Source organism: Pseudoalteromonas sp. S4492 (assembly GCF_005886115.1).
Lineage (GTDB): Bacteria > Pseudomonadota > Gammaproteobacteria > Enterobacterales > Alteromonadaceae > Pseudoalteromonas > Pseudoalteromonas gelatinilytica.
Window position 1 is genome coordinate 1 of the sequence record NZ_PNCP01000046.1, and the last position, 23001, is coordinate 23001.

General features: G+C 42.4%; 22 protein-coding genes and 1 riboswitch. Of the genes, 9 read left to right on the forward strand and 13 right to left on the reverse strand.

Features of this window, described 5'->3' with window-relative positions; genetic code table 11:
• Positions 1-102: 102 nt before the first annotated feature.
• The 5 genes from CWC28_RS15625 to CWC28_RS15645 form a co-directional block, all read right to left on the reverse strand.
• A complete protein-coding gene (locus CWC28_RS15625) occupies positions 103-987 on the reverse strand; it encodes a hypothetical protein (RefSeq protein ID WP_105175089.1) in 885 nt (294 codons plus the stop codon).
• A 128-nt stretch (positions 988-1115) separates the two neighbouring features.
• Positions 1116-2309, reverse strand: a complete 1194-nt coding sequence (locus tag CWC28_RS15630; RefSeq protein ID WP_105175088.1) for a dipeptidase — start codon at positions 2307-2309, stop codon at positions 1116-1118.
• A gap of 59 nt (positions 2310-2368) precedes the next feature.
• The gene (locus tag CWC28_RS15635; RefSeq protein ID WP_063701522.1) at positions 2369-2626 is read right to left on the reverse strand and encodes a YheU family protein; all 258 of its coding nucleotides are present in this window, start codon (positions 2624-2626) and stop codon (positions 2369-2371) included.
• Positions 2623-3603: a hydrolase gene (locus CWC28_RS15640; protein ID WP_105175087.1), complete on the reverse strand. Its 981-nt coding sequence runs from the start codon at positions 3601-3603 to the stop codon at positions 2623-2625. Before CWC28_RS15640 ends, CWC28_RS15635 begins: the two co-directional genes overlap by 4 nt.
• Positions 3604-3745: 142 nt before the next feature.
• Entirely contained in the window at positions 3746-3886 is a 141-nt protein-coding gene (locus CWC28_RS15645) for a DUF3149 domain-containing protein (RefSeq protein ID WP_119852677.1), read from the reverse strand.
• A gap of 266 nt (positions 3887-4152) precedes the next feature.
• Here CWC28_RS15645 and CWC28_RS15650 point away from each other — a divergent pair, with 266 nt between their 5' ends.
• Positions 4153-4578 carry a BLUF domain-containing protein gene (locus tag CWC28_RS15650; protein WP_063701526.1) on the forward strand — a complete coding sequence of 142 codons (426 nt, stop codon included), beginning with the start codon at positions 4153-4155 and terminating at the stop codon, positions 4576-4578.
• A gap of 15 nt (positions 4579-4593) precedes the next feature.
• Here the strand turns inward: CWC28_RS15650 and CWC28_RS15655 are convergent, their stop codons facing one another.
• Both CWC28_RS15655 and CWC28_RS15660 read right to left on the reverse strand, forming a co-directional pair.
• The gene (locus CWC28_RS15655) at positions 4594-5685 is read right to left on the reverse strand and encodes an MBL fold metallo-hydrolase (protein ID WP_105175085.1); all 1092 of its coding nucleotides are present in this window, start codon (positions 5683-5685) and stop codon (positions 4594-4596) included.
• A gap of 132 nt (positions 5686-5817) precedes the next feature.
• Positions 5818-6474: a DUF2959 domain-containing protein gene (locus CWC28_RS15660; protein WP_063701530.1), complete on the reverse strand. Its 657-nt coding sequence runs from the start codon at positions 6472-6474 to the stop codon at positions 5818-5820.
• Between the two features lie 86 nt (positions 6475-6560).
• Between CWC28_RS15660 and CWC28_RS15665 the strand changes: the two genes are divergently transcribed.
• From CWC28_RS15665 to dtd, 3 genes are read left to right on the forward strand one after another with little or no spacing between them, the layout of a single operon-like run.
• Positions 6561-7433: a virulence factor BrkB family protein gene (locus tag CWC28_RS15665; protein WP_063701532.1), complete on the forward strand. Its 873-nt coding sequence runs from the start codon at positions 6561-6563 to the stop codon at positions 7431-7433.
• Between the two features lie 25 nt (positions 7434-7458).
• Positions 7459-8412 (forward strand): alpha/beta fold hydrolase, encoded by a 954-nt coding sequence (locus CWC28_RS15670; RefSeq protein WP_063701535.1) that lies wholly within the window; start codon positions 7459-7461, stop codon positions 8410-8412.
• Entirely contained in the window at positions 8400-8837 is a 438-nt protein-coding gene (gene dtd, locus CWC28_RS15675; RefSeq protein ID WP_063701537.1) for a D-aminoacyl-tRNA deacylase, read from the forward strand. Before CWC28_RS15670 ends, dtd begins: the two co-directional genes overlap by 13 nt.
• Before the next feature lie 7 nt (positions 8838-8844).
• Here dtd and CWC28_RS15680 read toward each other — a convergent pair whose 3' ends face one another.
• Positions 8845-9534 carry a spermidine synthase gene (locus CWC28_RS15680; protein ID WP_105175083.1) on the reverse strand — a complete coding sequence of 230 codons (690 nt, stop codon included), beginning with the start codon at positions 9532-9534 and terminating at the stop codon, positions 8845-8847.
• Positions 9535-9760: 226 nt separating this feature from the next.
• On the opposite strand from CWC28_RS15680, the gene CWC28_RS15685 reads away from it, so the two are divergent.
• Positions 9761-10654, forward strand: coding sequence for a bifunctional GNAT family N-acetyltransferase/hotdog fold thioesterase (locus tag CWC28_RS15685; RefSeq protein ID WP_063701541.1), 894 nt, complete (start codon positions 9761-9763; stop codon positions 10652-10654).
• A gap of 42 nt (positions 10655-10696) precedes the next feature.
• Here the strand turns inward: CWC28_RS15685 and CWC28_RS15690 are convergent, their stop codons facing one another.
• The 5 genes from CWC28_RS15690 to dapA form a co-directional block, all read right to left on the reverse strand.
• Positions 10697-11734, reverse strand: a complete 1038-nt coding sequence (locus CWC28_RS15690; RefSeq protein WP_063701543.1) for a phospholipase A — start codon at positions 11732-11734, stop codon at positions 10697-10699.
• Between the two features lie 186 nt (positions 11735-11920).
• Positions 11921-13039: a succinylglutamate desuccinylase/aspartoacylase family protein gene (locus CWC28_RS15695; RefSeq protein WP_138625399.1), complete on the reverse strand. Its 1119-nt coding sequence runs from the start codon at positions 13037-13039 to the stop codon at positions 11921-11923.
• A gap of 5 nt (positions 13040-13044) precedes the next feature.
• On the reverse strand, positions 13045-14250 hold the full coding sequence (locus CWC28_RS15700; RefSeq protein WP_063701548.1) for a PLP-dependent decarboxylase: 1206 nt from the start codon (positions 14248-14250) through the stop codon (positions 13045-13047).
• Positions 14250-14990: a 2,3,4,5-tetrahydropyridine-2,6-dicarboxylate N-succinyltransferase gene (locus tag CWC28_RS15705; RefSeq protein WP_105180687.1), complete on the reverse strand. Its 741-nt coding sequence runs from the start codon at positions 14988-14990 to the stop codon at positions 14250-14252. The genes CWC28_RS15700 and CWC28_RS15705 overlap by 1 nt, the downstream gene beginning before the upstream one ends.
• A gap of 14 nt (positions 14991-15004) precedes the next feature.
• Positions 15005-15889 (reverse strand): 4-hydroxy-tetrahydrodipicolinate synthase, encoded by an 885-nt coding sequence (dapA, locus tag CWC28_RS15710; protein ID WP_063701553.1) that lies wholly within the window; start codon positions 15887-15889, stop codon positions 15005-15007.
• 137 nt (positions 15890-16026) lie between these two features.
• Positions 16027-16223, reverse strand: a riboswitch (Lysine riboswitch).
• Positions 16224-16406: 183 nt separating this feature from the next.
• Here dapA and CWC28_RS15715 point away from each other — a divergent pair.
• The 4 genes from CWC28_RS15715 (at position 16407) to acnB (ending at position 22952) form a co-directional block, all read left to right on the forward strand.
• A complete protein-coding gene (locus CWC28_RS15715) occupies positions 16407-17102 on the forward strand; it encodes a DNA-3-methyladenine glycosylase I (RefSeq protein ID WP_105175080.1) in 696 nt (231 codons plus the stop codon).
• Positions 17103-17110: 8 nt separating this feature from the next.
• Positions 17111-18523: a protein adenylyltransferase SelO gene (locus CWC28_RS15720; RefSeq protein WP_105175079.1), complete on the forward strand. Its 1413-nt coding sequence runs from the start codon at positions 17111-17113 to the stop codon at positions 18521-18523.
• Between the two features lie 467 nt (positions 18524-18990).
• Positions 18991-20061: an OmpA family protein gene (locus tag CWC28_RS15725; protein ID WP_063701559.1), complete on the forward strand. Its 1071-nt coding sequence runs from the start codon at positions 18991-18993 to the stop codon at positions 20059-20061.
• Between the two features lie 293 nt (positions 20062-20354).
• On the forward strand, positions 20355-22952 hold the full coding sequence (acnB, locus tag CWC28_RS15730; protein ID WP_063701561.1) for a bifunctional aconitate hydratase 2/2-methylisocitrate dehydratase: 2598 nt from the start codon (positions 20355-20357) through the stop codon (positions 22950-22952).
• The last annotated feature ends 49 nt before the right edge of the window (positions 22953-23001 follow it).

Genomic DNA, 23001 nt, shown 5'->3' on the forward strand with positions numbered 1-23001 from the left:
TTTTTGTTGGTTGTAGCTAGTAGCAGGTAGCTCGTTGCACCTAGCACGTTTATGGTAGCACCTAGCACCTAGCACCTAGCACCTAGCACCTAGCACCTTCTATCATTTCCCCAATGCTTTATCTAGTTCTTCTCTAAGGCGTGGGCCTTTTAGGTTTTCAGCCATGATTTCGGCAACTTTTGCGTTGCTACTATTTTCAAGAGCGATAATGCGCTCTGCTAAATCACTGGCATAACTGTTGTTGCCGTCTCTTGTGGCACGGAAAAATTGGCCGATGAGGGCTGTGGCAGAAATATTGCGAACATAATCATTATCGTCAGTCTGTAACAGCTTTTGAAAATGCTCAGCGAGCTTAGGCGAGACGTTATTTTGGCGAGATAAATTCTCTAATGTACTGATACGAATCTTAGGGTCATTCGTGTATTCGCTAATGCTTATCATGGCATCGGTTACAGCATTTGCTTGGCTGTCGTCCAAGTCGCGTCTGAGCATGCTTAGGGTCATTTTTAGTTGTCCGTAAGCTGCTAAGCGCTCATTTTCGGACTTACTCAAATTGAGTAAGATAGCAAGTGCTTCATTTATTGAGCTGTCGGCATATTGTGGGTCTGCTTTGATGCGTTCTCGGTAGTCATCAGGTAAATTACTTAGCCAGCCAAGCGCTGGATTTCTCTTCTCAATTTCGGCACGTCGCTCGTTTTCTTGCTTTTCTATCGCTTGTTCAACCAATGTTGCTAGCAGTTCGGGATCAATGGCAGGCGCTTGATTTTCAAGCTCGTGAATGCGTGTTTCGAGATCTAAAATATAGCCATGTAAGGCGACTAGGTTTTCTCTATCTTGTTCTGGAATGGCCAGCTTTTTTAAGGTGGGTTTTGCCTGCTGAATCGCGACAGGCTTGTCCGTCGAGATTGATTTTGTGTGGCTATAAATAGATAAGCCTAGTGCAATGCTTGCAAATGCCAGCGCAGTATTCCCTTGCCAAGTTGACATATCACATCATCCAAGTTGTTTGTAATATCAGCAGATTAAAACAAGCCATTTGTATTATCAATTACTTATGATGATAAAAACAAAAAGCGCAGCTAGTTAGCTGCGCTTTTAAAGAGAGTTTATGTCGATTAATGGGCTTTTGCGTATGCTTCAGCTTGTTGCCATACACGGAGCATATTGCCACTTAAAATCTTTTTAATGTCTTTATCGCTATACCCACGGTCCATTAGACCTTGCACTAGGTTAGGATAGCTAGATACATCTTTTAAGCCAGTAGGTAGAGAGTCGCCGACACCATCGTAATCTGAGCCAATACCCACATAATCGATGCCAATTAGCTCAATGACATGATCAATGTGATCAAGTACTTGTTCTAAGCTTGCAAATGGAAACGGGTTTTTAGCGCGATAAGCAGCATCAAAATCTTTACTTAGTTTAGTACCGTCTTTCTTCTTTTCAGCCTTTGCTGATTTAAGTTGATCATACCAAGAGCCTGCTTGAGCTGTAACAAAGCTTGAACCGAAGTTAATTTGAATAACGCCACCATTCTTTTTAAGCGCTAACAGCATTTCGTCGTTCATATTACGCTCAAAGCCGGGGGTGTATTTACGCAGTGACGAGTGTGAAGCAATCACAGGTACTTTTGAAATTTCCATCACTTGATAAAACGCATCATCAGAAATATGCGATACATCAACCAGCATACCAATGTTATTCATTTCTTTTACCAGCTCTTTACCAAATGGGCTCAGGCCTTTCCACTTACGACGAATATCATAAGATGAATCAGAAATGTGGTTACTCTGCGAGTGGGCTAAAGTGATGTAACGTACGCCACGCTCATAAAAATGCTTAAGGTTCTTAATGTCGCCTTCGATAGGTGAGCCGTTTTCCATACCCATAGCAATCGACATTTTGCCTTGTTTAAACTGCGCTTTAATATCAGCAGTCGAGTCTGCAATAGCGAACTTATCTGGCGCGCGTTGCACAATCGCTTCCATCGAGTCGATCAGCTGATTTGCTAATTGGTAGCTTTTACCTTTGCCTTCAAATTCTAGGTTTGCAGGAATATAAATTGACATGAAAGGGGCATTCAAACCACCTTGCACAGCACGCGGGTAATCGAAATCACCGTCGCTTGTGGCTTTTGTTACGTCAGCCCACTTGTTATGAATACGATAAGGCACATCGATATGCGTATCGATTAAAATAGTGTCTTTTGCCAGTTTAATGGCTTTATCTGATGCAGTAACCTGATCTGCGCTTGCTTGGCCAATCAAGGCCAAAGACACAGCGGCAACCAATGAGCTTAGTTTTTTCATTTTTAATGGCTCTTTAAGTTAAAAAGCCATTGTGAAGGGATACGGTTTAACTTACAAGTTTAGTCGTTAAACGACGCTTGGTACTCTGGATCTGCCTGCAAGGCAATGAATTCAGCCTTTGAGATAATAGTCACTGATTCATGTAACTCAGAAAAAAACACCATGGCTTCACCACTTTTAAGCTGTTGATGAACCTGCGCTACTTTGCTTTCAATACTAAACTCTTGTTCGCCGTAATCAGTGCCTTCACGTAACACATAACTTTCGATTAAATTATACAGAGTCTCTTTATCGAGGCGGTCGTGAGGAATGATCATAGCTGCTCTTTTTTAACTAATTGTTGAAAATACTCAGGCACAATTCGTTCAAGCCAATACTCGGGTTTAAAAGGGTTTTTACCGCTAATAAAGCCGACATGGCCACCTTGTTCTGAGATGCGCAGCGTAACATGTTCACTGACATCTACGCTATCTGGCACGGCTTTTATTGATAACATTGGGTCATCTTTGGCGTGCACAATCAGTGTAGGTGTTGCAATGCTTTTTAAAAACGGCTTAGCACTCGCTTGTTGATAATAATCTTCAGCGCCCGCAAAGCCATGCAATGGTGCCGTGAGCATATTATCGAATTGCCATAAGTCATCAATCGCCATAAGTTTTTCTGGCGTTAGGCTAATTTGTTGTTCGATTTGTGGCAGCTTTCTTTGCATCGACTTTTTCATCCGGTCGAGCAAATATTTTTGATAAATTTTACCCAAGCTTTTACGAATAACTTCGCAAGATGAAGATAAATCAAACGGTGCAGATACAACGGCAGCACCTGTTAAGTTCGATTTAGCACCTTGCTCACCTAAATACTTTGCCAGCACATTACCACCTAATGAAAAGCCCACTGCAAATAACGGGCGTTTTGGAAACTTGATCTTAAGATGGTTGATGAAAAAACGCAGATCTTCAGTTTCACCGCTGTGATAAGCACGTGCCAAACGGTTAACTTCGCGAGAGCAGTTTCGAAAATGCATTAAGACCACAGCAAAGCCTTGCTGCTTAAGTTTTTTCATCATGCCTTTAGCATAAAAGCTATTTATGTTGCCTTCTAAGCCATGCAATACAATAGCGAGGGGGGCTTGTTCGTTATGAGGTGTTGCCCAAGCCAGTTCTAAAAAGTCACCATCAGGAGTATCGATTGTCGATAAGTCGTAGCGGGTATTATGAAAAGGGCGAAAAAAGCGCGGCATTATGGTTTGTAAATGGCGATTGCGCATCCACCACGCAGGCTTAAACTCAGGTAACATAGCTGACACTTTCGAAACAAAATAAGCGCCTATTGTAGCAAGTTTTTGCTTTTTGAGAACCGCTACAAGATTTTAGCTGAATGTAAATAAAAAGCCCCTAAACAATAAATTGGATAGGGGCTTTGTGCGTCGTGCTTAATTCTTATTTAGGAACTTCTGCGTCGTGAATTTTCTTAATAAAGAAACCAACGTAGAAAAGGCATAAAACGATAACAACTGCCAAAATGCCGAATGACATAAATAAAACTGGGTCGCTAAAAAAATCTCTGAAGAATACGTTCATGGTTGTGCCTCCTAATGTCTATGGGTTAATCATAGGCTGGCTTGAGGACGGCTGATATGATCCAGATCAAGCAATTTTCCTGATGCTAAATAAGCCGATTTAATAGTTGATTTGGATCAAGTTTATTAGGGCAGTTCAAATTTTTAAGCAGAGCGAGAGGGGGGTCTTGGTAAAAGTCAGTATTTAGCCTGCGCTAAGCGCTAACTCTTTTTGCTAAACATGTCATCTGTACTATCTTTTCTAAATCCAACTTGCAGGAGAGTAAGATGTATTTAGTTAGACTGATTTACACAAGTGAAATTAGCGATGGGTTTGGGCCTAATGACATCGAAGATATTCTTGAGAAAGCGAAAAAGAATAATGCTGAATGCAATGTAACAGGGTTGCTGTGTTTTAATAGCACACATTTTCTGCAGTGCTTAGAAGGATCTCGTAAAGCGGTCAATGAGACTTATCATCGTATTCTTAATGACACTCGCCATCGCAATATAATCATGCTTAATTACTGTGAAATTGTTGAGCGTGAATTTGAAAATTGGTCAATGGGCTATATACCTTATTCAAAACTTACAACCCCATTAAACTTAAAGTACTCTGGTAGCAGCGAATTTAATCCATTGGCCATGTCAGCTGGAAGCGCCCATAAACTTATGTTGGCTTTACGGGACTCGTTGCTCACACATACTATGTAATGCTTGCAAGTGTCACTACAGTGACACTTGCTCACCTTCATTCAATATGTAAAGGGGAACTTGGCTGTTCATCTGCTTTTGCATGTGCAGTAATCTCAATAATGCAGAGTGACTTGAATGGTCGCCCATTTGCCAGCTTGAGTTGCCGTAACCCCATGGGATCATCACTTTACAACTTAGCTCCTCAGCAGCGTTTAAAGTGTCTTCTGGCGTTGTGTGAACATAGCGATACCACTTACCATTTTCCTCATGGTAATAAGAAGCGATGGGCATTAAACATATATCAATCTCACCGTATTTTTGCTTAATATCCTGAAAATGTTTTGAATACCCAGTATCGCCAGCAAAATATAATGTTTTCCCATTTTGCTCAAGTAACCAGCCACTCCATAAATCTTTGTTGTGGTCGTCGTAGATGAAAGGCACCATGATGCGACTGCTAAAATGATGAGCTGGCACTGCATGAATCGTTAAATCATTAATCTGTGTACTTGCGTACCAGGCCATTTCTGAAATATCAAAGCCACCTGTTGGGAAGTTATCGGCAAATCCTAACGGCACTAGATAGCGTGGTTTGTTACCAATTTCTTCAATATCGGCTTTGTTAAAATGATCATAGTGAATATGTGAATACAGTACCGCATCTAAGTCATTAATTTCAGCTTGTGAGGGCCAAAAACCTGGCTTGCGATAAATACCCCCAGCGAGCTTAAAGGCCAAGTCTACGGGCGAATCAAATTGTTCTTTGACTGGGTCAAACAAGAGCTTTTCACCATTGGGTGATTGAATATAAAAACCAGCATGGCCTAGCCAGCGAACTGTAAACCCTGAGTTGATTTCTGGCACATGTTGCTCTGCTTGAAACTGGCATTGTGAGTTGCTGTCGTCGCAAATAAGCAGGTCTGATTCTGCATAGCAATTATCAGTGCAGGTTGTTGGGTATTCTTTATCCCCGGGGTAAAGGTTGTGGTAGCGACCTTCGTACTCCCCCTCGGTTTTTAATGGCGTGATGGTGCCTTCACCGGCAATAACATTGACCTTATTAGGGCTGCTACAGGCTGTTAAAAGTGCTGCTGCAATAAGTGTTGAGAGTGTTTTTAAATGCATATCATGCTTACTTTTTATTCTTTGCCGTGAGTTTAGCAAAATAAGATTTAAGATAAATCATTAAAAAGTAACAAGAGATTACACAAAAAAGCCTACGTTTAAGTAGGCTTAGTAAAAAATAGTGCGGGCTAATTAACCTGCTTTATTCATTTGCTCAATGAACTTATTAGAGTCTTCAATAGATTTGTTCATGTCGTCCATTAACACTTTAATATCGCGTTTAAGATTAGTGAACTCACCTTTGATGGCAGAAACTGCTTGCGCGTTTAAGTTGTGTTTTAAATACAGAACGTTGTCATGTAAAGACGATAACACGGGTTCCATCTTGCTTTCAGCGCTGCGCATTGAGCGTAGCAGTTGGTCAAACTGGCGTTTAGTTGCATTGAGCTTTTTGCTGCTTTCACGTTTTAGTGAAGCACTTTTATATTGCTCAAGCTCATCAGCCCACTCTTCAAATAACGCTTCGGCTACATCTTCAACTTTATTGATGTTGCTTGTTACGTCGTTTGCTGCCGCTAGGCTCGACTCGTAATCATCATTAAGTTGATTGTAGGCATCTTGTAGTTCACCACCATCAAAATTGATAAGCGTGGTTAATCTGTCTAATGCTGATTGAAACTCTTCTTGTGACTCTTGTTGTGCTTCTTTTGTTTCTTCTACGCGGTCCACTAAAATGTCGCGTTTATGCACACCGACAGACTCCATGGCTGAGTAATAAGCTGACTGACAGCCTGATAATGCCATTGTTACTGCAAATAGTGGTGCACTTAAAAGTGTCAGTTTTTTCATTGAGAATCCTTTTTAGGTACCTGTCATTTCAAATTATGTGGTGGATTGCTATGATTATCAAAACATTTTAGCAGAAATTAGATTCTATGGATGAGAAGCTCACTCGTTATAAGCTGCAAATAAGCATTTTCTTAAAGCAACAGCCTGCTTGGTGGATGCAGTATCTTAATCGTTGTATTGACGATCAAATCACTGTCAATGCGGGTTATTTGGCTTATGTAACCTTATTGTCAATTGTGCCTTTAGTGGCGGTAGGTGTGGCTATTTTTTCTGCTTTTCCGGGTTTCGAAAGCACCTTGGTAACCATAGAAAACTTTTTGTTTACTAATCTTGTGCCAACTTCGTCAGATGTCATTAAAGAGCATATTAGCGCCTTTGCCGGTAATGCGAATAAAATGACTGCCGTCGGTGTGGGCTTTTTAGCGGCGGTATCTTTGCTGCTTATTCGCAATGTCGATGCCACATTAAACCGGATTTGGCGCATTAAGAAAAAACGCCCAATGATGATTTCGTTTGCCGTTTATTGGATGGTACTAAGCTTAGGCCCTGTGCTATTAGGGGCAAGCATTGGTGTTACCTCATACATCGTGTCTTTAGTGTCATTTGCTGATCAAGGGATACCGGGATTTAGTGGCTTTTTATTGAAATTATTACCTTACATAATTTCAATGGTTGGCTTCATTATGCTCTATACTTTAGTTCCTAACACACGAGTTCCATTTAGAGCGGCAATTCCAGGCGCTTTGTTTGCAGCTATGTTGTTCGAGCTGACAAAGAAAGGCTTTGCTTTGTACATCAGCCACTTCCCATCATACGAAGTAATTTATGGTGCACTGGCAACGATCCCAATTTTGTTTGTATGGGTGTATTTGTCATGGGTTGTCGTGTTACTCGGTGCAGAATTTACTGTTTGTATCAGCCCTGAAAACATTGAAGACACGCCTGATATAGAAGTTTAAATATACTGCACCTAAGGAGAGCGAGGTGCAGTTACATCCACATTATATTGCCAACCGTGACTATCATTTGAGTGTTGGCGATGGTCATCAAATTCATGTGCAAGAGTATGGGGCCACGACAGGTATCGCTGTGGTGCTATGTCATGGCGGGCCCGGTGTGGGTTTGTGTCCTGAAAATTGCCGCTTTTTCGATTTAGAACGTTTTCGGGTGATCATGTTCAGCCAGCGTGGCTGTGGTCACTCAACTCCTCATGATATCTCTCAAAATACCACCTCAGAGTTAGTCGCCGATCTCGAGTTTTTACGCAATCAGTTGGGCATTGAAAAGTGGCTAGTGTGTGGTGAGTCTTGGGGGGCAACCTTAGCGCTCGTATATGCAATTAAGCACCGAGAACACATTTCGGGGCTTATTTTACGTGCCAGTTTTTTAGCTTGTAACAGTGATTTTGAATGGCTTTACACAACAAAAGGAGCCGGCGCGCATTTCTATCCTGAATGCTTTAATGAATTTGCACATGATTACACTGATTGGCATGCCTTACTCGACTTTTATCAGCAACAACTAAACAGTGATGATCAAATTAAAGCCAGTAAATTTGCCAAGCTGTGGTGTCATTGGGAGCAGGTGTTATGTCATGGTGAGCCCCTAACAAACTGGGGGTTACAAGAGCCTCATGTTGGGCTAAATCAAGCAAGGTTAATGGTGCATTATTTTCGTCATCACTGTTTTATTGAAGAGGGCTATATCGCAGAAAATGCGCATGTCTTAACGCATCTACCCATGTGGTTTATTCATGGCCGTGCCGATTTGATCTGTCGCTATAGTGCCGTACAGCAGCTTGCTGAACAGTTAAATGCGCAATTATTGATTTTAGATGGCATTGGGCACAGTAGCGATAATCAGGTATATTTGGCGGCAATGCGACGTGCCGCAGATTTAATGTATATCAAGTTATCGAGGGATCAATGCAAGGCTTAATTCAAAGAGTAAAACAGGCAAAAGTAGAAGTGGCAGGCGCAGTAGTCGGTGAAATTTCACAAGGTATTTTGCTGCTATTAGGTGTTGAAAAACAGGATACCGAGCAAAGCGCTCAAAAGCTTTTACACAAAGTCAGTAATTACCGTATTTTCACCGATGAACAAGGAAAGATGAATTTAAGTTTGAATGATATCAAAGGTGAGCTTTTAGTGGTTTCGCAGTTTACGTTAGCAGCCGACACTAAAAAGGGCATGCGTCCGAGCTTTTCAAGTGCTGGCACGCCAGAACAAGCTAATACGCTCTATGAGTATTTTATCGCAGAAGCTAAAAAAGCAGGCTTAACAGTGGCTACAGGGCAATTTGGTGCTGATATGCAAGTAAGCCTATGTAACGATGGTCCCGTTACTTTTAATTTATCTGTGTAACAGACAGCTACTTTTTTATCATCACGATGTGGTTCACGTAGTCGGGGATTTTTACAATGCTTGGCCGTTTACCGAATTCAGTGATCAGTAGGTGTTCAAGTTGTTTTAGCTGCGATGGGTGATTAGATAAAAAATTAATGAACAACAAGCCATCTTTGGCCATCGCTGCTCTTAGTTTGGTGTAAAACTGGTGTTTGTATAAAAATAATGGCGCATCTACCTCACTGAATAAATCTAGGATAATCCAATTGTATTCGTTGTTTTGCTCTAACACTTGCTGAGCATCAAAACAGTGTAGGTTATTAGCGTGATCGCCCCCAAAATAGCGTTTATAGCAGTGAATTATGTCGGGGTTTTTATCTACTGATGTCAGTTGGCTATCAGGGTAGGTGTGCTGTAAGTAATTACGAATAGCACCACCACCTAGCCCTAGTTCTAAAATCTTTTGAGGTTCGTCTAGGTCTTGCCAAAGTTTTGCAAGGTATTGTAAGTGTGGGAAAAGTAATCTAGCAGGGCGGCGTTTTTCGATAACGGATTGCAGGGTTTCGTTGATCAGTAACCAACGTAATTGGTTCATTTGCCTAACTTGAATACTGTAATTGCCTTGCTTATGCCAATAAATGAGTTGCCCTAATCGGTGACAGTCCTCAATAAAACTATGTTTTACTGCGCCACTGGGTTCAAGAAAATGTTCCATATTTCGGGCCTTTAGCAATATCATTATAAAAATAAGACAATTATTTCAGCATAGACCAGTAGGCATAAAGTGCAATTGTGCATTAGTTTTTACAGCTAAGAATAATAATTTAGGCTGGGTCACCAAAGTATTATTCCAACTTGTTAGAAGATAGCGTATCGTAATTCGCATTCCAAAGGCCATGAGAAAAACAACAGACAGTGGCTGAATTATCACAGGAGTTTTTATGTTTAAAGTGACCACCCCACAAAGCAGCGAAGATTGGCAAGCGTATTATTCATTACGTTGGCAGGTTTTAAGAGCACCTTGGGGCGAGCCGCGCGGTTCTGAGCAAGATGACTTGGAGCAAGACGCAGAGCACCGCTTTATCAAAAATAATAACGGCGACGTATTAGGCGTAGCTCGCCTGCATTTTAATAATCACAAGCAAGCGCAAGTTCGATATATGGCGGTCGCTGAAGGTAATCGCAACCAGCATATTGGTAGCCGTTTATTACATGAATTAGAAAAAATAGCATGGACTCAAGATGCCGACGAGCTGGTATTGTTTGCTCGTGAGCGAGCTCTTGATTTCTATAAGCGCCATGGCTACGAAGTAAAAGAAAAAGCGCACCTTGCTTATGATGATGTTCAGCACTGGAAAATGGTAAAACAAAAGCCGTCTGAGCCGGGGTGGTTCCGTCATCCAAACTGGACACAAGTGCTGCAAAATACGTGGCGTGAGTCGATCCCAATCAGTGATGCGATGGGCATTAAAGTAGAAAGCTATACCGATTGGCAGTTTACTACTCGCGCTGACTTAGATGCGAACTTAAACCTTCATAACACCATGTTTGCTGGCTCGATTTATAGTTTAGCGACTTTAACAGGGTGGGGCGCAACTTACCTTGCACTAAAAGAAGCAGGGCTTGAAGGGAATATCGTGTTAGCTGATGCCAACATTAAATACCTTAAACCACTGAATAACGACCCTCGTGGTAGTGTTGAGCTGGCTGGTTGTAAAGGCAAGTTAGCGGAGTTAGAAGACAGTGGTAAAGCAAGCTACCATGTGCCAGTGAATGTATACGATGGTGATGTGTTAGTGGCAGAATTTGAAGGTCACTTCATCGTTAAAAAATAACGACTATTTAGAGCGAGCTAACTAAAGCTCGCTCTTTATCAGTTAAAGTAAGTCAGTTAATAGAATACCCACACCAAAACGTTCAATATCGGCGTTGTAATCAATTAAGCTTTCGCCATAACCATTAAAGTATTGTGCGTAACCACGTAATCGGCCCCAAAGAGGGAAAGACCAATCTAATTGGATTGCACCGCGGTTATCTGAATTTAAGTTATTACGGGTCATAAAGCTAAATTCATGCTCGTTGTAACGGTATGCACCCGAGAACTCAAAGTAACCCATGTATTTGTAGATATCTGGATTATCATCGCCACGGGCTTCGATCTCATCGTCTTTTTTGTCTTCAGGAATGCGGTACCAAGGCTTAAAGCTAAATACAAAGCCATCTTTTTCCCATAAGAAATCCGCATAAATACGGTTCCATGAACGTGAATTTGGCTGGCTGCGGCCATTCGATTGATGTGAGGCACCAATTGCAATTGCCATTTCATCGCCCCAAAGCACATGCTCAGGGTCGAGGTAGTTCACCCAGAATATCTCAGGTTCATAATTCGTTTCACGAAACGGTGATGAAATATCTTTGTTATAAAACTGCCAAAACGATTGCATGGTAAATGCAAAAAATACGCCTTGGTCTTTATCTGAGAAGCCTTCGAAGATAGGCACTTTGATTGATAGTTGATATTTTACTTCAAGATTATCAAGTGGCTCGCCATCGACTTCTTCAGCGAGGTCTTTTAGGCCATCAAAAGGGCGCTCATTAGGATTGGATACGTAAGACAGCGGCAATATATAGTTACGCTTATGTGGGGTGATCACATTACGGTTTTTCTTACTTACTTCTTCACGGGCTTTACGTTTTTCAAGAGCGGTGAGCTTTTTGCTCTCGTCTAAGTCAGAACATTTTTTACGAAGTTCTTCGAGTGTTTGTTTACCGTCACCGCCAATAGCTTCGTTCAAAATACACTGCTTTACGAGTTCTAGCGCGTCATCTTGTTCGTTAGTTTGTGGTTGTTCAGTTTGAGCAAATACAGGTACAGAAAATAAGCCAGCGGCTGCCAGCCAAATGCGCCATCCCATTGCAGTTCCCTTTCAGTAGACTTGTAAGTAGGTATAATTATAACGATTTTTACATAAGTAACCGTGAACTTGTACTGAATTGTTGAAATTTTAGGTAAATAGAGAGCCCCAAGCTAAGCTTGGAGCCCTGCTGTAACGGCCTAAGGGCATAAGCCGTCGACTCTCACGCAATGAGAAGGAATGAGCTTATAGCTCAAATACGTTGGTAAAAAACTTATAAAGTTCAGTACCTTGATTCACGCTTGCTGAAGCAAAATGCAAAATAGCGATGGCGTCTTTATCAAAACTTAATGTTTGTAGGGGCTGCTCAGAAAGGTAGCGCTCCATTCTTAAAATACGGGCGATAGGCTCACCTGCTTTAATATGGCCACCCAGTGGGGCAAGGTATTCAACCATGCCACCCATAGGGGCGTAGTAAGCTATATAATCTTCAAGCATACAGGCATAGCGTGTCATCGCTTTTGGTTGGTACGCAGCATCAACTAATACCTGTTTGTGATTGAGGTAACTTAAAATGCTATTTGCATCATCAAGTGCTGCACTTAAATCGATTTTTTCTTGGCTACCTAGCTCAACGGTGAATGCTTCGACTTGAACAGCGAATTCACGGCCTTGCTTGCCAAGCTCTTCAGATAGTGACCACCATGGACAGAAACTCGCTTCATCCATCGCGCCATCAAAATCACTTGGGATCAATAGCACATGTTCGATGTTAAAGTAGCTCGCGCTGTCTTTGGCGTATTCAGGACAGTATAAGTGCTGACTTGAGATAGGCCCGGTGTGAAGATCTAAAACAATATCAGCCTGATGAGCAAGCTTTTGCAAGTTAAGGGCAATACGCTTACCCGTTGGTAGGCTGTAATCTGGGCCCGTTAATTGACTGTCGATGTCAGCAACGAGTGCCTGTTTAAACGCCGCTTTAAGGGTCGCATCATCACTGTCTTTATACTGTTCAGCAATCTGTGACGGTAACGCTTTATTAAAGCGGTACATACGGTTCCAGTTGGTGCCAGTAATTGGATCGAAGCGACCTAAAGTAAACTCACCTGATTTTTGGTTGCAGCCAATAGGGTTGGCATAAGGCACTAGGGTAATATCGCCACGCAGCTTGAGTGATTTTAGCTGCTCAAGCAATTGATAAATTACGGCGTTACCTTGTACTTCAGCGCCGTGCATATTGGCTTGTATATACACGTCTGGCCCCGTGCCATCGCCTTTTAAGCGATACACTGGGATTGTTAGAGGTAGGCCGTTTGCAATCTCGCCAACAACAATATTCTCTTGGCTGATTAATTCTTTACTCATGGTGATTACCTTAAATAATAGCTGGCATCTTCAGCGCTACGGATGCACTCAATATTGCCTTGTTCAAGGATGTATTCAGCCGCTAATTCGTGGCATAGAAAGTACGGCATACTTTCGGTAAAGCCATACGCGCCACATTGGCTGAATACCAACCAGTCTTGCTCATTTAAATCGCTCGCTAATTGGTGCTCACCTAAGCAATCAAGGGCGGTGCAAAGTGGCCCGTATAAAGTCATTGCTGCAGGCTCAGCCGTCGATTCGCGTAGTAACGATGCAGGAAAATCTTGGCTTGTCACAGCTGGGCGAAGTAAATGGTTAATACCGCCTGATAAAATGACCTGCTGTTGATTGTAATTTACTTTACGCTCAACAACTGGCGTTGCGTAATGGCCGCATTCGCCCACCGCATAGCGGCCAAGTTCCATCCAAAGCTCATTAACACCGGCATCTGCTTTTATGCTCGCTAGGGTCTCGATAAGTGCAGACCAATCAAGTCGGTTAGCATCTTGAGTATAAGGAATGCCTAAGCCACCCCCTAAGTCGAGAATATTAAGATTAATGTTTAATGAGCGTGCTAGCTGTTGCAGTGGCGCAATCATCGCGCGCCATAGCTCGGCGAGCTTGTCAGTGCTCAGCATATTGCCCCATTGGAAAATATGCAGACCATCAAAGCTAAGAGCAGGGTAATCACTTGCAGTGAGTGCTTGCCACTCATCACAGCCCAAACCAAAAGGGGTAAGGCTATCACCACCAAGTGGGTTCTTTTCGCTGTCTGGCCAACGAAGTTGTACACGCAATAGAACTTGCAGCTGACAATTTGTTTTTGTTGCTTGTTCGTTTAACCAGCGAACTTGGTTAATGCTCTCGGCCACAAAAGTACGTACGCCGCGAGCAATAAAATGTGAAATTTGTGCAGGGCTTTTTGCAGGCCCTGTGTTGAGCACGCGCTTGCTATCGATGCCTTGGGCAAGTACTTGCTCAAGTTCACCTTTACTTGCAACATCAAAGTTAAACCCTGCGCTGTCTAAACATTGAATAATGCGAGACAGTGGGTTGGCCTTAACGGCATACCAAAGTTTTACATCGGTTTGTGCAGTCAGTTGATTTAAATGTGCAGTTAATTTATCTAAATCATAGATAAAAAATGGCGTATCAAGATGCGTTGAAACTTGTTCAACCGCTTGCTTGATAGGCGTGCTCAAAAAGCTCATTAACGTAAAACCTCTTCTAACAGTAATGATGCATCGCTTTGTTCGTCACGGTATTTCACGATCAATGCACACGACATGCTTAGACCTTGTTCACGACCCCATGCATTTGAAGCTGGACGAGAGCCTGGGATCACAATCGCGTTTTCTGGAATTGCTTCACCTTTGTCTAGCTGGCGCTCGTTAACGCAATCGTAGACAGGAATGGTTGCCGATAAGCGAACACCCGGCGCAAGTACAGCACCTTTTTTCACAACCACACCTTCAACAATAACGCAGCCTGCACCGATGAATGCGCCATCTTCAATAACCACAGGGCTGGCACCAATTGGCTCAAGTACGCCACCTAATTGTACTGCCGCACTTAGGTGAACATTTTTACCCACTTGTGCACATGAACCCACTAATGCGTGGCTGTCGACCATTGTGCCTTCGTCGATGAATGCGCCAATATTTACATACGCTGGTGGCATGATAATGGTGCCTTTGGCAACGTGTGCGCCACGACGAACACTGCTACCACCTGGTACCATACGCACGCCTGCATCTGCTGCAAAGCCTTGTGGTGCTAAGTTGTGCTTATCAACAAAACCACCCGGGAACTCGGTATTTGTACCATTCTTAAAGGCTTCTAAAATGCCTTGTTTAACTTCAACATTGGCGTGCCAGTTGCCGTTCTCGTCTTGTGTTGCTGCGCGAACTGCGCCTGATTCTAAGTTGTTTAATAATTCTAACCAGCTCATGATAAAACCTGTTTTTAGTTCCAAGATAAAATTGTGTTGTTTGCGTGGGTGATGCTGTCTGTTTGCTCAAGCTCTAAATGTGTAAGCGGCGGACGTAAATGCGGGGTATTTATTTTACCTTGCAGGTGCATCAGTACTTTTACGGGGATTGGATTTGCTACAGCGAATAAACTTTGGATTGCTTGCGACCAATCGGTGAATAGATTTGGGTATTGACCACTTAAACTGCGTTTAACAAACTCATGGGTTTGAATCGGCCAAGCATTCGCGGCAACCGAAACTAAACCTTTGGCACCAGCTTGAGCAAAATACGGCATAAGTGCATCATCGCCACTGAAAATGGCTAATGTTGGTGATGCCGTTCTAAAGCCTTCAAATTTGCTAATGTCGCCACTGGCCTCTTTTAAAGCCCAAAGGTTTTTGTGTTCAGCAAGGTTTTTGATCACCTGCGGTGAGATCTCAACTGCGCTACGTCCTGGTACGTTATACAACATACAAGGGTGATGGCTTGCGTTGAGTAGGCTTTCAAACCAATGTGTTTGGCCAACAACCCCAGGTTTTGCATACAGAGGTGAGCCCAATAGATAGCCATGAATAGGTAGTTGGTTGCAGTATTCAACCCAAGCAACTTGTTGCTTGAGGTTCATGCCGCCCACAGCAACCATGAGTGGTACAGTCGGTGCTAATTGGCAAACATGCTCAACAATGGCTTGTTGCTCTTTGAGTGAAAGCGCCAGTCCTTCACCGGTACTGCCAAGCAATAAAATGCCGTTATTTGCATCTTGCTGCTCAGCGACCAGTTGTTCAAGGGCCGTGTAATCGACCTCGCCAGATTCAGAAAATGGCGTGACAAGCGCTGTCCATAATGGATAGTCGTTTAAATCAAAATTGTTGATCATCTCTCACGAACTTATAAGGTATTCGAAGAGTTTATGCGGGAGCAATTGAATGGAGCCGCATGTCGTCATTCGAACAAGGTATAATTCGAAGAGCGAATGGGCTTAAAATAATAAAGACGCAACGGCCTTATTATACTAAGACCAGAAGCTCTCCACCAAACTAATCAATAGCGTTTTGCTATTGTTGGTGACAGTCGCTGGGATTCAGCCCAGTCGCCCGAAATAAGCACCTCACAAACGGTGTTACTTCTCGGCGTTAATTCCCCTCACGTATGATCATCAGAGTCTGTGCTCTTCCCATACGCTACCTGAATAACGCACCTCTTCCAGCCCTTTATGCTCGCTTTAAAGGTTAAAGCCAACATAGTTAAATAGGGTATTGGCGGCGATTAAAGCATTTTAGCCATCTAGGTGTCAAGGCGAAGGATTTGTTTTTTAGTGACCGATTTTGCAACATGGTTACGTATAACCGTGTTTTTACGTACACTTAGCGTTAACCAAATAAATTGGAAAAATGATGGAAAAATTCAACGATATTTATCAACGAGCCGTATCTCGAAAGGGCAGTGAAGAAATGCTGCATGCGCTGTTATCAAACCCGCTCGATGATACTGATATTGCCAAAATGAATGACGATTTATGGTTAGAAGAGTTTACGCGTAAAGTATTTCAAAGCGGCTTTTATTGGTCTGTAATCAATAATAAATGGGCTGGTTTTCGTGATGTGTTTTGGGATTTCAGCGTAGAAAAATTATTGATGATGCCACCGGATATGCTTGAGCAAAAGGCCAGTGACGAACGTATCATCCGAAATTTCAAAAAAGTACAAACGATCCCTGAAAATGCGTACATGATCCACGAAGTTGCTGAGAAACATGGCAGCTTCAGTCAATTTATCGCAGATTGGCCAACTGACAATATTATTGGTCTGTGGGCTTATCTTAAAAAACATGGCGCTCGATTAGGAGGCAACACTGGCCCTTACGCTTTGCGAGCGCTTGGTAAAGATACCTTTTTGCTTTCTCGCGATGTAGAAGCCTACTTGCGTGCCCATGAGTTGATTGATGGCGGCTTACAAACTAAAAAGTCATTACAAGCGGCGCAAGACTTCTTCAATGAATTACAACAGCAAAGTGGCTACAGCCTGCAGGCACTTAGTCAGCTCGTGGCTTATGGTGTAGGTGATAACCGCGTAGGTGTCGCAACACGTTAAGGACAGTTATGAAACTGCAAACTCGATACACAGATATTAGTGAACTACTTGCGATTAAAGATATGCCTAGCGCCGTTGCTGAGCCGCAATTGCTGCTCTTCAATGACAAGCTCGCTGATAATTTTGCGATTAATCACGACAGCGAATTTTTAGCTAAATTGTTATCTGGTTCAACGATAGATAACGATGTTGCACCAGTTGCACTTGGTTACTCAGGTCATCAATTTGGTCATTTTTCACCGCGTCTTGGTGATGGCCGAGCACATTTGCTTGGCGCTATTGCAGATAAAGATGGCACATTGTGGGACTTGCAGCTAAAAGGCGCTGGAGCAACAGTATTCTCGCGCGGTGGTGATGGTCGCTGCGCCATAGGCCCAGCAGTACGAGAGTACATCATGAGTGAGGCGCTTTATGCGCTTGGCATCGCAACTACACGCTGTTTAGCTGTGGTTACAACTGGTGAAACGGTATATCGTCAGCCACCTCGCCCGGGTGCAGTTGTTACTCGCCTAGCTAAAAGCCATATCCGTGTTGGCTCATTTCAATACTTAGCCACACAAGGGGATATCGAAGGGCTAGAAAAGCTCGTTGATTACGCAATTAATTGTCATTTTCCTGACATTAGCAGTACGGGTGAAAAACGCTACATTGAATTTTTAACTGCCGTACTCGATAAGCAAATTGAGCTGGTTATCAGCTGGATGCGAATTGGCTTTATACATGGCGTGATGAATACCGATAATACCTTGATTAGTGGTGAAACGATTGACTATGGTCCTTGTGCGATGATGAATCAGTTTGACCTAGACACGGTGTTCAGTTCAATTGACCATCAAGGACGTTATGCATTTGGTAATCAACCCAATATTGCCAATTGGAATATTGCACGTTTGGCTGAAAGCTTAATTCCGTTATTTGCTGATCAAGAGAGTGCCGTCGAAAAACTCTCGCCGGTAGTGAATGGCTTTGCAGCTAAATTCAATGATGCATTTAATACTATGTGGCAGCAGAAATTAGGATTAGCAGGTCAGCAAGAAGGCGATCATGCTTTAGTTTCAGAATTGCTGAGTTTAATGAAACAACATCAGCTTGATTATACCAATACTTTCAATGCGCTTACTGAATCTTTAGTGAGAGACTTTGCCATTGATTCTCAACTTAAAGGGTGGGTTTCAAAATGGAAGTTAAGAACATCTCCTGAAAGTTACAGCACAATGCGAGCTGTTAATCCTGCAGTCATTCCACGCAATCATAATATTGAAATGATCTTGGCTGAGTATGAACAAACAGCTCAAAGCGTTTCACTTGATGAGTTTATGAAAGTCATCAAAGCTCCATATAAGTATGAGGAACAATTTGCTGCATGGTATCAACCTCCGAAGGAAGGTGATTGTAATTACCAAACTTTTTGTGGTACTTAAGGGTTAATCTTTATGGTTGATAACAATTGTAAATGCTCATTTTTTAAAATCTAAGTGTTCGTTGATTGAGCAAGCTAGCCGCCAGTGTTATGATTTATATCAATAAAATAGCACTAAAGTTTTGCTTTTTAACGAAAATTTACAAATAAAGTTGCTTTCAACTTGTTGATTTAAAAATAACCAATATAATAATGTAATTGGGAATGGACTTTTATCGGTTTTGAAGTCAGTAGATTGGGCTGAAAAGCGGCTTTCACCTAATCATAACAAAGCGATCTAAAGGCATTGTTATGCAAAGTTATTTAGATAACCTATTATTGGGTAATTGACTGAAATTACTCGGCAAGATTTTTGTTCTGTACCGAGTTCGTTAAGTTTTGATTAACTATTAGTCGACTACTCTGTTTAAACTGATTGAGCTGGTTCAACTTAGCTACAATTTTAATTGTGAAAATGGGAAGGAAACAATGAAATTAAAATCACTTACTATTGCTTTAGCACTTGCTGCAACTAGTGCTTCAAGCTTCGCTGCCGAAAAGCAAGGTTTCTACATCGGCGCATTTGGCGACTACTATGACGCATCTTGGGAAGACGTTCGTGACTTTTCAGCTGGCGGCCTAAATGTAGATGATTCTACAGGTTGGGGCTTAGAGCTTGGTTATCGTTTCAGTGATTACTGGAGCGCTCGTTTAGAATACGCTGATATGGATTTCGACTACAGCGTAGATTTAAACGATGGCACTACAATGAGTGGTTCTGAAAGCGGCAAGCGTTACGGTATCGACGCTTTATATCACTTAGGTGGTGGTCCATTCTACGGTATTTTCGGTCTTAAAAATCTTGATGCGGTTGACGAAGATCTAATGTTCGCAAACGTGGGTGCTGGTTACCAACACTACTTCACAGATAATTTCGCATTTAACGCTGAAACATCTTTATACCAAGGTCTTGACCGTGGTTACACAGATGTTGGCGCTAAATTAGGCCTAAGCTACATCTTTGGCGCACAAAGCTCTGCTTCAGAGCCAGTTGAACCTGCTCCAACAGTTGTTCCTGTTGCAGTTGAGCCAGTTGATAGCGATGGCGATAACATCCCTGATGCTGATGACCAATGTGCAAACACGCCAATGACTGACGCTGTTGATGGCACTGGTTGTACATTATATGAAGATCGTGAAGTAACTAAGAGCTTACTAATCACGTTCCCTAACAACACTTCTAAAGTATCTCAACAATACTTAGATGATATTGACCGCGCTGCTAAGTTCTTAAAAGAGCACCCAGGTACTGACGTAGTACTTGAAGGTCACACTTCATCAGTAGGTAAAGCTGACTACAACAAGTGGTTATCTAAGAAACGTGCTGATGCCGTTGCTAAGAAACTAATCGAAGACGGTATTGACCCAATGCGTCTTACTACTGTTGGTTTAGGTGAAGAACGCCTTAAAAACCCTGCAAATACGCCAGAAGCTCACGCTGAAAACCGTCGTGTTGAAGCGAAAGTAACTGTAATTGAGCGTGTTAAAGTAGAGCGTTAATCTAACCCTTTACGAAAATTTTAAAAACCCAGCCTAGTGCTGGGTTTTTTTATTTCTAAGACTTAAAGTAAGTAGATAGGAATGATTCTTAATAAATATTCATTTGAATAGCGTTTTTTTCTAGTACTATTCATGGTATTTATAGTGAATATAAAGTGCCTAACCACAGCATGGATTTTCATCTATACTTAAAAGCTTTATAATTAACCGTCAGAATACTATAAGTACTGGGTCTTAATTGGTATTTAGCTTAATACTACCGAGTACTTTCACGTCACCAAGAGGGCAATATTGTGCTACAAGAATATCGTAAACACGTAGAAGAACGTGCCGCGTTAGGTATCGTACCAGCGCCACTAGATGCTCAGCAAACGGCTGATCTTATTGAATTAATCAAAAATCCACCGGCAGGCGAAGAAGAGTTCATCGTTGATCTTCTAGTTAACCGTGTACCACCGGGTGTTGATGATGCGGCTTATATTAAAGCTGGTTTTTTAGCTGCAGTTGCAAAAGGTGAAGCGAGCTCTCCACTTGTATCAAAAGAAAAAGCAGCTGAGCTACTTGGTACTATGTTAGGTGGTTACAACATCGCACCTATGATCGAGCTTTTAGATGACGAAGCGTTAGCACCAATCGTTGTTAAAGGTCTTTCAAACACATTATTAATGTTCGACGCTTTCTACGATGTAGAAGAAAAAGCGAAAGCAGGTAACGAATTTGCTAAGCAAGTGATCGCGTCTTGGGCAAATGCAGAATGGTTTGTAAACAAGCCTGCAGTTGCTGAAAAAATCTCAGTTACAGTGTTCAAAGTAACTGGTGAAACAAATACTGATGACCTTTCACCTGCTCCAGATGCTTGGTCACGTCCAGATATTCCATTACACGCTTTAGCTATGCTGAAGAACGAACGTGATGGCATCAACCCTGAAAAACCAGGTGAAGTTGGTCCAATCTCACAACTAGAAGAGCTTAAAACTAAAGGTTTACCTCTTGCATACGTGGGTGATGTAGTTGGTACGGGTTCATCTCGTAAATCTGCAACTAACTCAGTACTTTGGTTCATGGGTGATGATATTCCTTTCGTACCAAACAAGCGCGTTGGTGGTGTATGTTTAGGTGGCAAAATTGCTCCTATCTTCTTCAACACAATGGAAGACTCTGGTGCATTGCCAATCGAACTACCTGTTGATGAGCTAAACATGGGTGACCAAATCGATATCTTCCCTTACGAAGGTGTTGTAAAGCGTCACGGTACTGATGAAGTAATCTCTACTTTCTCTCTTAAATCAGACGTAATTCTTGATGAAGTGCGTGCTGGTGGTCGTATCCCACTAATCATCGGTCGTGGTTTAACTGACAAAGCGCGTAAATCTCTAGGTTTAGAAGCAGAAGATATCTTCCGTAAGCCAGCTCTAGTTGAAGATTCTGGTAAAGGCTTCACATTAGCGCAGAAGATGGTTGGTAAAGCATGTAACATGCCTGGCGTACGTCCTGGTCAATACTGTGAGCCGAAAATGACAACTGTTGGTTCGCAAGATACAACAGGTCCTATGACGCGTGACGAACTTAAAGACCTTGCGTGTTTAGGTTTCTCTGCAGATTTAACAATGCAGTCTTTCTGTCATACATCAGCTTATCCTAAGCCAATTGACGTAAACACTCACCACACACTTCCTGATTTCATCATGAACCGTGGCGGTGTATCACTACGTCCTGGTGACGGTGTAATCCACTCATGGTTAAACCGTATGTTATTACCAGATACAGTAGGTACTGGTGGTGACTCACATACTCGTTTCCCTCTAGGTATTTCATTCCCAGCGGGTTCAGGTGCGGTAGCATTCGCAGCAGCAACAGGTGTAATGCCTCTTGATATGCCTGAGTCAATCTTAGTACGTTTCAAAGGCGAAATGCAGCCAGGTATCACATTACGTGACCTAGTACATGCGATCCCTTACTACGGTATCAAAGAAGGTCTTCTTACAGTTGAGAAGAAAGGTAAGATCAACGAATTCTCTGGTCGTGTACTAGAAATCGAAGGTGTTGAGCATCTAACAGTTGAGCAAGCTTTCGAGCTTTCTGATGCATCAGCTGAGCGTTCAGCTGCAGGTTGTACAGTTAAACTTTCTAAAGAGTCTATCGCTGAATACCTTGAGTCAAACATCGTAATGCTTAAGTGGATGATCTCTGAAGGTTACGGCGATGTTCGTACTATTGAGCGTCGTATCACAGCAATGCAAGAGTGGTTAGCTAACCCAGAGCTTATGGAAGCTGATGCAGATGCAGAGTACAAACACGTACTTGAAATCGATCTTGCAGACATCAAAGAGCCAATCCTTTGTGCACCAAATGACCCAGATGATGCGCGTCTTCTTTCAGACGTTACTGGCGAGACAATCGACGAAGTATTTATCGGTTCGTGTATGACTAACATTGGTCACTTCCGTGCTGCAGGTAAACTACTAGATGGTTACAGTGGCCGTATCCCAACTCAACTTTGGGTTGCACCACCAACGAAGATGGATAAAGACCAACTTACTGACGAAGGTTACTATGGTATCTTTGGTCGTGTAGGTGCACGCATCGAAACTCCAGGATGTTCACTGTGTATGGGTAACCAAGCGCGTGTTGCTGATAAAGCAACTGTTGTGTCTACTTCTACGCGTAACTTCCCTAACCGTCTAGGTACTGGCGCAAACGTATTCTTAGCATCTGCAGAACTTGCAGCAGTAGCAGCAATCCTAGGTAAATTACCTACACCTGCTGAGTACCAAGAGTATGCAGCTAAGATCAATGCAACTGCAGCTGATACGTATCGCTACCTGAACTTCCACCGTATGCCTCAATACACTAAAAAGGCAGACCAAGTAATCGTTCAGCAAGCCGTATAATTAGTAATAATTTAATTTACTAGTATAAAAGCCCGCATTTAGCGGGCTT